This is a genomic window from Pseudomonas kilonensis (genome assembly GCF_001269885.1).
GTDB classification, from domain to species: Bacteria; Pseudomonadota; Gammaproteobacteria; order Pseudomonadales; family Pseudomonadaceae; genus Aquipseudomonas; species Aquipseudomonas kilonensis.
Genome location: NZ_LHVH01000005.1, coordinates 1 through 13,141 on the forward strand (window position 1 = coordinate 1; position 13,141 = coordinate 13,141).

A 13,141-nucleotide genomic window follows, 5' to 3' on the forward strand; every position below is an offset into this window, starting at 1 on the left:
CCGACTGGGATGGTGATGGTCTGGCCGTTGCTCAACGTCACGACGAGCGGGGCATCAGTTACCGGAGCATTGACCGAGGCGGTGTAAACCACAGTCCCGCCTTCAGCGACGGTGGACGTTGCGGTCAGGCTGACAGTCGAGGTGTCGATGGTGTCGGTGACGTCGGTCGCTGCTGGGGTAGTGCTCGGAACCAGGTTCTCGAAGTTACCACCGGTGGCGTTGTCGATGCTGACTTCGACTTTGCCAGCGTCTTTGTAGACGTCGTCTGTTGGCGCATCGACCGTCACTGTGCCGGTGGTGGCGCCGGCGGCGATGTTGATGACCGCGCCGTTGCTCAGGGTCACGGTCACTGGCGAGCCAGCGGCGTTGGTCAGGGTAGCGGTGTAAACGATGGAACCGCCTTCAGCGACAGTGTCGGTTGCCGAGAGCGTCAGGCCAGTGGTGTCCTGCACGTCGGTAACGGTGGTGTCTGCCGGAGTGCCATCGATGTCCAGTTTTTCGTAGTTACCGCCCTGGGCGTCGTCGATCTTCACGCTCAGGTTGTCGCCGCCGGCGAGGGCGTCGTTTGGTGTAACGAAGTTCACGCTGCCACTGCTGGCGCCGACCGCGATGGTGATGGTCTGGCCGTTCGACAGGGTGATAACCAACGGAGCTTCGGTCACGGGTGCATTGACCGAGGCGGTGTAAACCACGGTGCCGCCTTCGGCCACAGTCGAAGTCGCTGTGAGCGAAACGGTGCTGGTGTCGATGGTGTCGGTGACGTCAGTCACCGCCGGCGTGGTGCTCGGAACCAAGTTCTCGAAGTTACCACCAGTGGCGTTGTCGATGCTGACTTCGACTTTGCCCGCGTCTTTATAGACGTCGTCTGTTGGCGCATCGACGGTCACGGTGCCGGTGGTAGCACCTGCGGCGATGTTGATCACCGCGCCGTTGCTCAGGGTCACGGTCACTGGCGAGCCGGCGGCGTTGGTCAGGGTGGCGGTGTAGACGATTGAGCCGCCTTCGGCCACTTCGGTAGACGCGGACAGGCTCAGGCCAGTGGTGTCCACCGAATCGGTAATCGTGGTGACCGCAGGCGTAGTGCTCGGCACCAGGTTCTCAAAGTTGCCACCCGTCGCACCCGTGATGGTGGTGCTGACAGTGCTGCCGTTGTTATAGACGTCATTAGCCGGTGTCTCGACGTTGACGGTGCCAGTGGTCTGGCCGGCGGCGATGTTGATCACCGCGCCGTTGCTCAAGGTCACGGTCACCGGCGTCTGGGCCGGGTTGGTCAGCGTCGCGGTGTAGGTGATCTGGCCGCCTTCGGTGATGGTTTCGCTGGCGCTCAGTGTCAGGCCGGTGGTGTCGGTCGAATCGGTAATCGTAGTAACGGCAGGTGCGGTGCTCGGCACCAGATTCTCAAAGTTGCCACCCGTCGCGCCGGTAATCGTAGTACTGACGGTGCTGCCGTTGTTGTAGACGTCGTTGGCTGGCGTCTCGACGTTAACGGTGCCGGTAGTCTGGCCAGCCGCGATGGTGATGACCGAGCCGTTGCTCAAGGTCACGGTCACCGGCGTCTGAGCCGGGTTGGTCAGCGTCGCGGTGTAAACAATCGAACCGCCTTCGGTGATGGTGTTGCTGGCCGTCAGGGTCAGGCCAGTGGTATCCGCCGAATCAGTAATCGTGGTGACCGCAGGCGCAGTGCTCGGGACCAGGTTTTCGAAGTTACCGCCGGTTGCGCCGGTAATCGTAGTACTGACGGTGCTGCCGTTGTTGTAGACGTCGTTGGCTGGCGTCTCGACGTTAACGGTGCCAGTAGTCTGGCCGGCAGCGATGGTGATGACCGAGCCGTTGCTCAAGGTCACCGTCACCGGCGTCTGGGCCGGGTTGGTCAGCGTCGCGGTGTAAACAATCGAACCGCCTTCGGTGATGGTGTTGCTGGCTGTCAGAGTCAGGCCAGTGGTGTCCGCCGAATCAGTAATCGTGGTAACCGCAGGCGCCGTGCTCGGCACCAGGTTTTCGAAGTTGCCGCCCGTTGCACCAGTAATGGTGGTGCTGACCGTACTGCCGTTGTTGTAGACGTCATTGGCCGGCGTCTCGACATTGACGGTGCCGGTAGTCTGGCCGGCGGCGATGGTGATGACCGAGCCATTGCTCAAGGTCACGGTCACCGGCGTCTGGGCCGGGTTGGTCAGGGTGGCGGTGTAGGTGATCTGGCCGCCTTCGGTGACGGTATTGCTCGCGCTCAGGGTGACGGTGGTGGTGTCGATGGTGTCGGTGATCTGGGTCACGGCCGGCGTGGTGGGTACGGTCACGGCAATGCCAGTGCCACCGGTGGTGCCAGTGACGGTCACACTGATCTGGCTCGGGTCGTTGTAGACCGTGTCATTCGGCGCGAGTGGAACGTTGACGCTGCCGGTCAGCTGACCAGCCGGGATCACGATCACCGCGCCGTTGGACAAGGTCACGGTCAGGTTGGTCTGCGGGGCCTGGGTCACGGTCGCGGTGTAGACCAACACGCCGCCGGCCTCGGTCAGGGTCGGCGTGGCGCTCAGGGTCATCGTCGCATTGAGCACGGCGTTGGCGGTCGTATCGGCCGTGGTATCGCCACCCAGGATGTTGTCATCGGTGGCGGCAGCCGCAGCGAGGCCTTCCGTTGGGAAACCGATGGTAGGGTCGACGCTACCAGCGGTGGCATCCAGCACCACAAAACTGTGGCCGCCACCGGCGGCACCCCCCGTGCCCGCGGCAGTGGCGCCGGCGGCGGTGGCTTCCAGGGCGGTCGTCGGGTCGACGCCCGCGGCGATGGCTTGCTGCAACTCTTCTACCGACGGCGCGGCCTGGGCAGTGGCTTGTGCCAGGTCGGTGGAAGAGTCCGGGGCATTGGCGCTCCACTGGGTGTCGCGGCCCAGGTCCAGGGTGCGGCCATCGGCCAGATCCAATGTGACGGCGCCGGACGGGCCAGTGTCCAACTGGTCGCCCGTGTACAGGCGATCACCTTCAATGAGTACGCGTCGGATGCCTTCTGGGGATACGACGAAAACCTGACCAACAATGCTTTTGACAACGGCAATAACACTGCTCATTGAAGACTCTCCGGGTGCCACGCTCAGTAGACTTCCATGGACCCGGCAGCTTGTAGGCAGCAGCGGTCTGGACGTACATGTTCACAAAGTAAGGTTATTTGACGCTTCCGTATGTCAATATTTTGGCTGTTTTTTTCAATTATTTTGTTTGTGCCAAACTATTGACCTTCTGCCGGCCATCCTAAACAATTGCCGAGGTAATGTCACATTGATATTTAAGCGGCGACCTGTTCTTTCAGTGCGTGTTCCAGCTCCTGTTTTGAACTTTCCGACATACGGTCATTCCGGTTGCCATCATCCGATGCAGCGCCACGTTTCGCTGTGATCCAAGACAAGTGTTTCAGGAAGAAATCCACCATGCGTCTGCACCTGTTCAAGGCTTTACCCTTTGCCCTCGCCGCCAGTTTCGTACAAGCACAAACCTTGCCGCAGGCCATGCAACAGGCGCTGGATGTCCATCCTGAAATCCAGGCCGGCGTGAACAGCCGCTTCGCGGCGGATTACCAGCTCAAGGCGGCCAAGGGCGGCTACCTGCCTAGAGTGGACCTTGCAGCCGGATACGGCCGTGAAGGCACCGACAGCGTCACCACCCGGTCGGGCGGTACCAATCATTGGGAAACCCTGAACCGCAGCGAGTCGAGCCTGCGCCTGTCGCAAATGGTTTTTGACGGTTTTGCGACGTCCAGCGAAGTGGGGCGTCAACAAGCCACCGTCAATGCCCGTGCCTACTCGTTGCTGGACGCCTCCGAGCGTACCGGGTTGACGGTGGCGCAGGTCTACCTGGACGTGCTGACCCGTCGCGAGTTCGTGCGTCTGGCCGAGGAAAACCTCAAGAGCCACGAGCGCATCTTCGACCAGATCAAACTGCGCACTTCCCGTGGCGTGGGCAGTGGCGCTGACCTGGACCAGGCCGAAGCGCGCATGGCCCAGGCCCGCAATAACCTGATCACCGAACAAACCAACCTGGCCGATGCCGAGACCAACTACCTCAGCGCCGTCGGCCAACTGCCCGATCAACTGGAGCGTCCTGCCGATTTTCTGGCGTTGCTGCCGGCCAACCTGACCGAAGCCCGCGCCCAGATGCTGGAGAACAGCCCGGTGCTGCGTTCGGCCGAAGCCGACATCGCCGCGTCCGAGCAACAGTACGAAGCTGCCAAGTCGAGCTTCTACCCACGCTTCGACGCCGAGCTGGGCCGCACCGCCGACAACGACCTGGACGGCCAGAACGGCCATAACAATGAATGGCAAGCCATGCTGCGCATGCGTTTCAACCTGTATGCCGGCGGCAGCAACAAGGCGGACCTGGAATCCAAGTCGTACCTGTCCAACCAGGCCCTGGATATCCGCAACAACGCGCTGCGCCAGCTCAATGAAGAGCTGGGCCTGGCCTGGAACGCCTTGAACAACGCCAACGCCCAAGTGCCGATCGCCCAGCAATACGTAGACCGCAGCGCCAATGTGCGCACCGCCTACCAGAAGCAGTTCAGCCTCGGCGAGCGGACCCTGCTCGACTTGCTCGACAGCGAAAACGAGCTGTTCAGCGCTTCCCGACGCCTGGCGGAAATCAAGAACGTGCAATTGTTCACCCAATACCGTATCAAGGCAACCATGGGCCAACTGTTGAAAAGCCAGGGTGTGGTCGCACCGTTGGCATCGGTTGTGCAGAGCGACGTGAAACCCAAGGTCCAGTTGCCTGGGATGAATTGAGTTTACCACCCGTTTTAATCAGTCAGAGTGTCGAGCGTGGAATCAGAAGTCAGTCCAGTTGAACTCGTTCATGATCCGCGCACGCTGCACGACGACCCGCTGCTGGACGGCTTGTTGGCGCTCTGCATGCTGCATCAGAAGCCGGCCAGTGCGGCAATGCTCACCACCGGCCTGCCGCTGCCCAAGCAACGGCTGAGCGTCGAATTATTGTCGCGCGCGGCGGCCCGCGCCGGGCTGCAAGGCCGGGTGCTGCAACGCAAGCTCGAGCAAATCCCGACCATCGCCATGCCGGCGCTGTTGCTGCTCAAGGACGGCCGCAGCGCCGTGCTGCTGGGCTGGGTCGGCGATGACCAGGCGCGGCTGCTGCTCAGCGAAAGCGAGGGTGGTGAAGTCACGGTCAGTCGTGAGCTGCTGGCCGATGACTACAGCGGCAAGGTGTTCTTCGCCCAGCCGCAGCATAAATTTGACGTGAACCACGGCACGCTGATTCCCCGGGCGCGTTCGTGGTTTCGCGACACCCTCAAGCGGTCACGCTGGTTGTATGCCGATGCTATCGCGGCAAGCCTGCTGATCAACATCATTGCCATGGCCGCGCCGCTGTTCGTGATGAACGTCTACGACCGCGTGGTGCCGAACCAGGCCGAAGCGACCCTGTGGGTGCTGGCTGTCGGCATCACTGGCGCCTATGTGTTCGACCTGATCCTGAAGATGCTGCGCAGCCTGTGCCTGGACCTGGCCGGCAAGAAAACCGACCTGATCATTTCGGCGACGCTGTTCGAGCGCATCGTCGGCATGGCCATGAAATACCGCCCGGCGCGGGTCGGCAGCTTTGCCCAGAACATCCATGAATTCCAGAGCCTGCGGGACTTCCTCGCCTCGCTGACCCTCACCAGCCTGATCGACCTGCCGTTCACCCTGCTGATCTTCGCGGTCATCGCGATCCTAGGCGGCCACCTGGTGTGGATTCCAGTGCTGGCGTTCCCGATTGCCCTGCTGATCGGTTATGCGCTGCAGAAGCCTTTGGTGGCGACCATGGAGCGAACCATGGCCTTGGGCGCCGAGCGCCAATCCAGCCTGATCGAAACCCTGTCCGGCCTGGACGCGGTGAAGGTCAACAATGCCGAGAGCGAGCGCCAGTACCAGTGGGAACAGACCATTGGCACCCTCAGCCGTCTCGAACTGCGAGTGAAGATGCTGTCCGGCCTGGCGATGAACATCACCTTGCTGATCCAGCAATTGGCCGGGGTGATCATGATCGTCTTCGGCGTGTACCAGATCATCGCTGGTAACTTGAGCATGGGCGGGCTGATCGCCTGCTACATGCTCAGCGGTCGCGCCCTCAGCCCATTGGCGTCGTTGTCGGGTTTGCTGACCCGCTACCAGCAGGCGCGGGTGACCATGACCTCGGTCGACCAGATGATGGAGCTGCCCCAGGAGCGTAATTTCGACGAGCGCCCGCTGAGCCGCAAGGTCCTGCAGGGCGCCATTGAATGCCGCCAGTTGAATTTCACTTACCCGAACCAGCAGAACGCCGCGCTGAAGAACATCAACCTGGTGATCAAGCCGGGCGAGAAAATCGGCATCATTGGCCGCAGCGGCTCGGGCAAGAGTTCCCTGGCCAAGTTGCTGGTGGGGCTTTACCAACCCGACGATGGTGCCTTGCTGGTGGACGGCGTGGACATCCGCCAGATCGACGTCAGCGAGCTGCGCTACAACATTGGCTACGTGCCCCAGGACATCCAACTGCTGGCCGGTACGTTGCGCGACAACCTGACTTCCGGCGCCCGGTACGTCGAAGATGAGTTGGTGCTCCAGGCCGCAGAACTGGCAGGCGTGCATGAGTTTGCCCGCCTGCACCCGCAAGGCTATGAACTGCAAGTCGGTGAGCGCGGACAGAACCTGTCCGGTGGTCAGCGCCAGAACGTCGCCCTGGCCCGCGCGCTGCTGCTCAACCCGCCCATCCTGTTGCTGGACGAACCCACCAGCGCCATGGACAACACCGGTGAAGAACGCTTGAAACAGCGCCTGGCCGCCGTGGTGGAAAACAAAACGGTGCTGCTGGTGACGCACCGGGCATCCCTGCTGTCGCTGGTGGATCGCCTGCTGGTGATCGACCGTGGACAGATCCTCGCCGATGGCCCGAAAGCCGCTGTCATGGAAGCGTTGAAGAAGGGGCAGATCAGTGTTGCTTAAAACCGGCTTAAAGGGCGCTGTGGGTCGCTATTTCAAAGGTTCCGACTCGCTGCACGGCCAACCGCTGCCCGAGGTCAACAAGGCGCTGATCGAGGACGCTCCCCGGGTGGTGCGTTTGACGATCTGGGGCATCATCGGTTTCTTTGTGTTCCTGATGTTGTGGGCCAACTTCGCCGTGATCGACGAAGTGACCAAGGGCGACGGCAAGGCGATTCCCTCGTCCAAGATCCAGAAAATCCAGAACCTGGAAGGCGGCATCGTTGCTGAGCTGTTCGTCACGGAAGGGCAGATCGTCGACGCCGGCGCGCCGTTGATTCGCCTGGACGACACCCGGTTTGTCTCCAACGTCGGCGAAACCGAGGCTGACCGCCAGTCCATGCTGTTGCGGGTCGAGCGCTTGAGTGCCGAGGTCGATGACCGGCCGCTGAATTTCCCGGCCGACGTGCTCAAGGCGGTGCCGGGCCAGGCCGCCAGCGAGGAGTCGCTGTACATCAGCCGCCGCCAGCAGTTGCACGATGAAATCGGCGGCTTGCAGGAGCAGTTGATCCAGCGCCAGCAGGAACTGCGCGAATTCGTCTCCAAGCAGGCGCAGTACCGCTCCGGCCTGGCGCTGCAACGCCAGGAAATCAACATGTCCGAGCCGCTGGTGGCTCAGGGCGCGGTATCGCCGGTGGAAGTGCTGCGGCTCAAGCGCGCCGAAGTCGAGACCCGTGGGCAACTGGACGCCACGACGCTGGCGATCCCGCGTGCCGAATCGGCGATCAAGGAAGTGCAGCGCAAGATCGACGAGACCCGCGGCAAGTTCCGCAGTGAAGCCCTGACCCAGCTCAACGAAGCTCGCACCGACTTGAACAAGGCCCAGGCCACCGGCAAAGCCCTGGAAGACCGGGTGAGCAGGACCCTGGTGACGTCGCCCGTGCGTGGCATTGTCAACAAGTTGCTGGTGAACACCATCGGCGGCGTGATCCAGCCCGGCAGTGACCTGGTGGAAATCGTGCCGCTGGACGACACCATCCTGGTGGAAGCGAAAATCCGTCCCCAGGACATCGCCTTCCTGCACCCCGGTCAGGACGCCACGGTGAAATTCACCGCGTACGACTACACCATCTACGGCGGGATGAAAGCCAAGCTGGAACAGATCGGCGCCGACACCATCACCGATGAAGACAAGAAAACCACCTACTACATCATCAAGCTGCGCACCGAACGCAGCCACCTGGGCACGCCTGAAAAGCCCTTGCTGATCATCCCAGGGATGGTGGCGTCTGTGGACATCATCACCGGCAAGAAAACCGTGCTCAGCTACCTGCTCAAACCCATCATCAAGGCCCGGTCCGAGGCGTTGCACGAGCGCTAGTACCCTGGTTGATCATTCCCATGTGTGGGAGCAAAGCTTGCTCGCGAAACAGGCACCTCGGTCCCTGAAGGATCGCGTTGCCTTCATCGCGGGCAAGCCTTGCTCCCACAGCGGTGCAGTGCCAAATTCCGGGTCATATCGTTATTCGCTAACGGTATTTAAATTCTGCTGCTTATATCCTTAAACTCATCCCCCTGCGTACCTGCCGACCAATCGGCGCGCCGCACGACATAAACCAACACGGTAACGCCGTGAGTTTTGATCGATTGCGCGCCTGTTCAAGCGCGCCGTGCGTGGGAGTGATGTATGCCAGCCGTCTCTTATTCTCCAGATTCATCTATCGCGAACATTGCCCCGCAGTCGTTCGACATCCGCTCGTTCCGCGATGCCGTAGGCGCCGAAATCGTCGGGTTGGACCTGTCCCGACCGATCAGCGACCAGGATTTCGCCCGCATCCACCGCGCACACCTGGACTATCACGTCGTGGTGTTCCGCGACCAACGCATCACCCCGGAACAACAGATCGCCTTCAGTCGCCGTTTTGGCGTGCTGCAGATCCATGTGCTCAAGCAGTTCCTGCTGGCCGGGCATCCGGAAATCCTCATCGTCTCCAACATCATCGAAAACGGCCAATCCATCGGCCTCGGCGATGCCGGCAAATTCTGGCATTCGGACCTTTCCTATAAAGAACTGCCCAGCCTCGGCTCGATGCTTCACGCCCAGGAGTTGCCGAGTGAAGGCGGTGACACGTTGTTTGCCGACATGCACAAAGCCTGGGACGCTCTGCCCGAAGCGCTGCGTAAAGCCGTGGAAGGCCGCTCGGCGGCGCATTCCTACACGGCGCGCTACAGCGAAACCAAATTCGAAGGCAACTGGCGCCCGACGCTCACGCCAGAGCAACTGGCCCAGGTCGCCGAAGTGGTGCATCCGATCGTGCGCACCCACCCGGAAACCGGGCGCAAGGCGTTGTTCGTCAGTGAGGGGTTCACCACCCGCATCGTCGGTCTGCCGGAAGACGAAAGCACCGCGCTGCTGGCCGAGCTGTATGCCCACAGTGTGCTGCCGCAGAACATCTATCGCCATCAATGGCAGCCCCATGACCTGGTGTTCTGGGACAACCGCTCGCTGACCCACTTGGCCGCCGGTTGCCCGAGTCATCTGCGCCGCAAGCTGTACCGCACCACCATCCAGGGCGACGCCCCTTTCTGATCGGCTGCGCCTTGCGCAAAGAGCCCGGAGAATCACCATGTCCAAACGCATTGCTTTTGCACCGCTGGCCGCCGCCATTGGCCTGGGGTTCAGTTTGCTGGCCGGCAGCCTGGTCGCGCCGGCCAGCGCCCACGCTGAGGGCGAGATTCGTATCGCCGAACAGTTCGGCATTGTTTACTTGCTGCTCAACGTGGTCCGTGATCAACAATTGATCGAGAAATACGGCAAGCAGGAAGGCATCGAGATCAAGGTTGATTGGACCCAGTTGTCCGGCGGCGCGGCGGTCAACGATGCGTTGCTGTCGGGCTCCATCGACATTGCCGGGGCCGGCGTCGGGCCGTTGTTGACGGTCTGGGACCGCACCCGTGGCAAGCAGAACGTCAAAGCCGTCGCCTCCCTGGGCAACTTCCCTTATTACCTGTTGAGCAACAACCCGAACGTCAAGACCATCGCCGACTTCACCGAGCAGGACCGCATCGCGGTGCCGGCGGTGGGCGTTTCGGTGCAGTCGCGCTTCCTGCAATACGCCGCCGCGAAACAGTGGGGCGACAAGGACTTCAATCGCCTCGACAAGTACACCCTGGCGGTTCCGCATCCAGACGCCACGGCCGCGCTGATTGCCGGCGGCACCGAGTTGACCGGGCACTTTTCCAACCCGCCGTTCCAGGACCAGGCCCTGCAAAACCCCAACGTCCACGTGGTGCTCAACTCCTATGACGTGCTCGGGCCGAATTCGCCCACGGTGCTGTTCGCCACCGAGAAATTCCGCGATGAAAACCCGAAAACCTACAAGGCCTTCGTCGAGGCGCTGACCGAAGCGGCCGAGTTCGCCCAGAAGGACAAAGGCGCGGCGGCGGACACCTACCTGCGGGTGACCAAGGCCAAGATCGACCGGGCGACGTTGCTGAAGATCATCGACAACCCGCAGATCGAATTCACCGTCAGCCCGAAAAACACCTACCCGCTGGCCGAATTCCTCTACCGCGTCGGCGCCATCAAGAACAAACCGGCGTCGTGGGAAGACTATTTCTTCCAGGACGCCAAATCGTTGCAGGGGAGCTGATTGTCATGAACGCGCTTTTGCAAGGCCACGCGGCCAGCAACCCCACCTCCACTGGCACGGCGTTGTTGTCGGTGGATAACGTCAGCCTGGAATACCGCACCCCGCAGCGGGTGGTGCGGGCCACCCACCAGGTCAGTTTCGAAGTCGATCCGGCGGACCGTTTTGTACTGCTCGGGCCATCGGGTTGCGGCAAGTCCACCTTGCTCAAGGCCATTGGCGGCTTTATCACGCCGTGCGAAGGCGAGATTCGCTTGCAAGGCCAGACTGTCAGCGCACCGGGGCCGGATCGGATCGTGGTGTTCCAGGAGTTCGATCAACTGCCGCCCTGGAAAACCGTGAAGCAGAACGTGATGTTCGCGCTGCTGGCATCCGGCACGCTCAAGCGTCGCGAGGCTGAGGAGCGGGCACTGCACTATCTCGACAAAGTCGGCCTGGCGGCGTTTGCCGATGCCTACCCACACACCTTGTCTGGTGGGATGAAGGCCCGCGTCGCGATTGCCCGAGCGCTGGCGATGCAGCCGAAGATCCTGCTGATGGACGAACCCTTCGCTGCCCTCGATGCCCTGACCCGACGCAAGATGCAGGAAGAATTGCTGCTGCTCTGGGAAGAGGTGCGTTTCACCCTGCTGTTCGTCACCCACTCCATTGAAGAAGCGTTGGTGGTGGGCAATCGCATCCTGCTGCTGTCACCGCACCCAGGAAGGGTACGGGCGGAAATCCACAGCCATCAATACGATCGGCACAGCCTCGGCGGCGTGGGGTTCCAGCACACGGCGCGGCGGATTCATCGGTTGCTGTTCGATGAAAACCAGTCGCCGGACACCGAGCGTGAGCTGGATTTCGCCGATATCCGTATCGCGTATTAAGGGGAGCGTTCCATGAGCCAGCTATCGCCTGCGCGCGAAGAATACGAAGTCGATTTGCAACCCCTGACCCGGGTGCCATTGGAGCGCGAGTTGCCCTTGGGCCAGCGCCTCTGGCAACAGGGTTGGCTGCGCAAAAGTTTGATCCTGCTACTGCTGGCGCTGGTGTGGGAGGGCGTGGCGCGTTACCAGAACAACGACCTGCTGCTGCCGAGCTTCTTGCAGACCGCCAGCGCGTTGTACGACGGTTTGCTCAGCGGCGAGCTGTTGGGCAAGGTGTGGATTTCCCTGGTGGTGCTGCTCAAGGGCTATTTGCTGGGGATCGTCCTGGCGTTTGGCTTGACCACGCTGGCCGTGTCGACCCAGTTCGGCCGCGACTTGCTCAGCACCCTGACGTCGATGTTCAACCCGTTGCCGGCCATCGCCCTGTTGCCGTTGGCGCTGCTGTGGTTCGGCCTGGGGCAGAACAGCCTGATTTTCGTGCTGGTGCATTCGGTGCTGTGGGCGCTGGCGTTGAACATGTATGCGGGGTTTCTCGGCGTGTCGGAAACGCTGCGCATGGCCGGGCGCAACTACGGGCTCAAGGGCCTGCGTTTTGTGCTGTTCATCCTGATCCCGGCGGCGCTGCCGTCGATCCTCGCCGGGCTGAAAATCGGCTGGGCCTTCGCCTGGCGCACCCTGATCGCCGCCGAACTGGTGTTCGGCGCCACCAGCGGCAAGGGTGGCCTGGGCTGGTACATCTTCCAGAACCGCAACGAGCTGTACACCGACAAGGTCTTTGCCGGGTTAGCGGTGGTGATCCTGATCGGGTTGCTGGTGGAGAACCTGGTGTTCGACAGTTTGGAACGGGTGACGGTGAAGCGCTGGGGGATGCAGCGGTGATTAAGTAATACTCCCTTGCCAAGGGTTTTGGGTTGCCTGGGCTGACGCCTTCGCGAGCAAGCCCGCTCCCACACTGGATTTGTGTTGAACCGAAATACTGAAATCAACACCGATCAACTGTGGGAGCGGGCTTGCTCGCGAAAGCGGTTTTCAATTCACCACAGGCCTGTCAGCCCGCCGCTTGAACCTCCAGCCGATCCATCGCCCTTTCCACCAACAGATGCACCCCATCGGCCATCCGGCTGATCGCCAGGATGACGCTGCGGCGCGAACCGTCGACATCATCGGCCAGGTCGGCGGCGATGGCGCTGATGGACAGCAGATCTTCGGAAGCATTGGCCAACAGGGTTTCGGTGTCGATGTCCGGGGCGACCATGAAAAGTTGGGATGCTTGGGTTTTGCCCGGGGCTTCATCGGTGGGTTTGGGGTTGAGGTAGTAGTCGAGGGCGCGCTCGGCGGCTTCGTCGAGTTTTTTGGATTTCGAGGATTTGTCGGACGTGTTGCCAGGATTTCCTGGCGGATTTGGAGTTACTTTGAACATGAGAGATACCCTAAACAGTAATTAGTTGGGAACCGTCACCGTCCGCTTGCACGCGAATGGGGTGGCGGCCGTACGCAGGTGTGCAAGACCGGGCCTGTTTAGGACACCCAGCAGATCCAAGGATCTCCTGCGCGCAGCCGCCATAAAGCCAGAGGGCAGAAGAAAGCCCCTGAGCGATGCAGCGTTGCATCCTAAACAGTTTGTTCGGACTTGCACGTCCGTGTCACCGTTTTTTCAGTGACAAACCCAGACTAGCGGTGA

10 protein-coding genes are annotated in these 13,141 nt (G+C 61.4%); 7 read left to right on the forward strand and 3 right to left on the reverse strand.

Annotated elements, in window-relative coordinates; translation table 11 throughout:
• Together AD662_RS01050 and AD662_RS29140 are read right to left on the reverse strand one after the other, a co-directional pair.
• Positions 1 to 3,065, reverse strand: a 3,065-nt coding sequence (locus AD662_RS01050) for a retention module-containing protein (protein WP_156334886.1), incomplete at its 3' end; no start/stop codon positions are given.
• A 215-nt stretch (positions 3,066 to 3,280) separates the two neighbouring features.
• Complete coding sequence (locus tag AD662_RS29140) at positions 3,281 to 3,424, reverse strand: hypothetical protein (protein WP_018613208.1); 144 nt, start codon at positions 3,422 to 3,424, stop codon at positions 3,281 to 3,283.
• Here AD662_RS29140 and AD662_RS01055 point away from each other — a divergent pair.
• The 7 genes from AD662_RS01055 (at position 3,423) to AD662_RS01085 (ending at position 12,339) form a co-directional block, all read left to right on the forward strand.
• Complete coding sequence (locus AD662_RS01055; protein WP_018613206.1) at positions 3,423 to 4,772, forward strand: TolC family outer membrane protein; 1,350 nt, start codon at positions 3,423 to 3,425, stop codon at positions 4,770 to 4,772. The genes AD662_RS29140 and AD662_RS01055 overlap by 2 nt on opposite strands.
• 36 nt (positions 4,773 to 4,808) lie before the next feature.
• On the forward strand, positions 4,809 to 6,965 hold the full coding sequence (locus AD662_RS01060) for a type I secretion system permease/ATPase (RefSeq protein ID WP_053185163.1): 2,157 nt from the start codon (positions 4,809 to 4,811) through the stop codon (positions 6,963 to 6,965).
• Positions 6,955 to 8,322, forward strand: coding sequence for an HlyD family type I secretion periplasmic adaptor subunit (locus tag AD662_RS01065; protein WP_018613202.1), 1,368 nt, complete (start codon positions 6,955 to 6,957; stop codon positions 8,320 to 8,322). The genes AD662_RS01060 and AD662_RS01065 overlap by 11 nt, the downstream gene beginning before the upstream one ends.
• Positions 8,323 to 8,628: 306 nt before the next feature.
• Entirely contained in the window at positions 8,629 to 9,531 is a 903-nt protein-coding gene (locus AD662_RS01070) for a TauD/TfdA dioxygenase family protein (protein WP_053184976.1), read from the forward strand.
• Positions 9,532 to 9,568: 37 nt separating this feature from the next.
• On the forward strand, positions 9,569 to 10,594 hold the full coding sequence (locus AD662_RS01075) for an ABC transporter substrate-binding protein (RefSeq protein WP_053184979.1): 1,026 nt from the start codon (positions 9,569 to 9,571) through the stop codon (positions 10,592 to 10,594).
• Between the two features lie 5 nt (positions 10,595 to 10,599).
• A complete protein-coding gene (locus tag AD662_RS01080) occupies positions 10,600 to 11,460 on the forward strand; it encodes an ABC transporter ATP-binding protein (protein ID WP_053184981.1) in 861 nt (286 codons plus the stop codon).
• 12 nt (positions 11,461 to 11,472) lie between these two features.
• The gene (locus tag AD662_RS01085; protein ID WP_053184984.1) at positions 11,473 to 12,339 is read left to right on the forward strand and encodes an ABC transporter permease; all 867 of its coding nucleotides are present in this window, start codon (positions 11,473 to 11,475) and stop codon (positions 12,337 to 12,339) included.
• Positions 12,340 to 12,508: 169 nt separating this feature from the next.
• On the opposite strand, the gene AD662_RS01090 is transcribed toward AD662_RS01085, so the two are convergent.
• On the reverse strand, positions 12,509 to 12,880 hold the full coding sequence (locus AD662_RS01090) for a DUF6124 family protein (RefSeq protein WP_018613192.1): 372 nt from the start codon (positions 12,878 to 12,880) through the stop codon (positions 12,509 to 12,511).
• Between the last annotated feature and the right edge of the window lie 261 nt (positions 12,881 to 13,141).

What these genes read in the sequence shown, in the direction of transcription:
- AD662_RS01055 (WP_018613206.1), top strand. Translation starts at nt 3,423, where the DNA reads ATGCGTCTGCACCTGTTCAAGGCTTTACCCTTTGCCCTCGCCGCCAGT.
- AD662_RS29140 (WP_018613208.1), bottom strand. Translation starts at nt 3,424, where the DNA reads ATGGTGGATTTCTTCCTGAAACACTTGTCTTGGATCACAGCGAAACGT.
- AD662_RS01070 (WP_053184976.1), top strand. Translation starts at nt 8,629, where the DNA reads ATGCCAGCCGTCTCTTATTCTCCAGATTCATCTATCGCGAACATTGCC.
- AD662_RS01075 (WP_053184979.1), top strand. Translation starts at nt 9,569, where the DNA reads ATGTCCAAACGCATTGCTTTTGCACCGCTGGCCGCCGCCATTGGCCTG.
- AD662_RS01080 (WP_053184981.1), top strand. Translation starts at nt 10,600, where the DNA reads ATGAACGCGCTTTTGCAAGGCCACGCGGCCAGCAACCCCACCTCCACT.
- AD662_RS01085 (WP_053184984.1), top strand. Translation starts at nt 11,473, where the DNA reads ATGAGCCAGCTATCGCCTGCGCGCGAAGAATACGAAGTCGATTTGCAA.
- AD662_RS01090 (WP_018613192.1), bottom strand. Translation starts at nt 12,880, where the DNA reads ATGTTCAAAGTAACTCCAAATCCGCCAGGAAATCCTGGCAACACGTCC.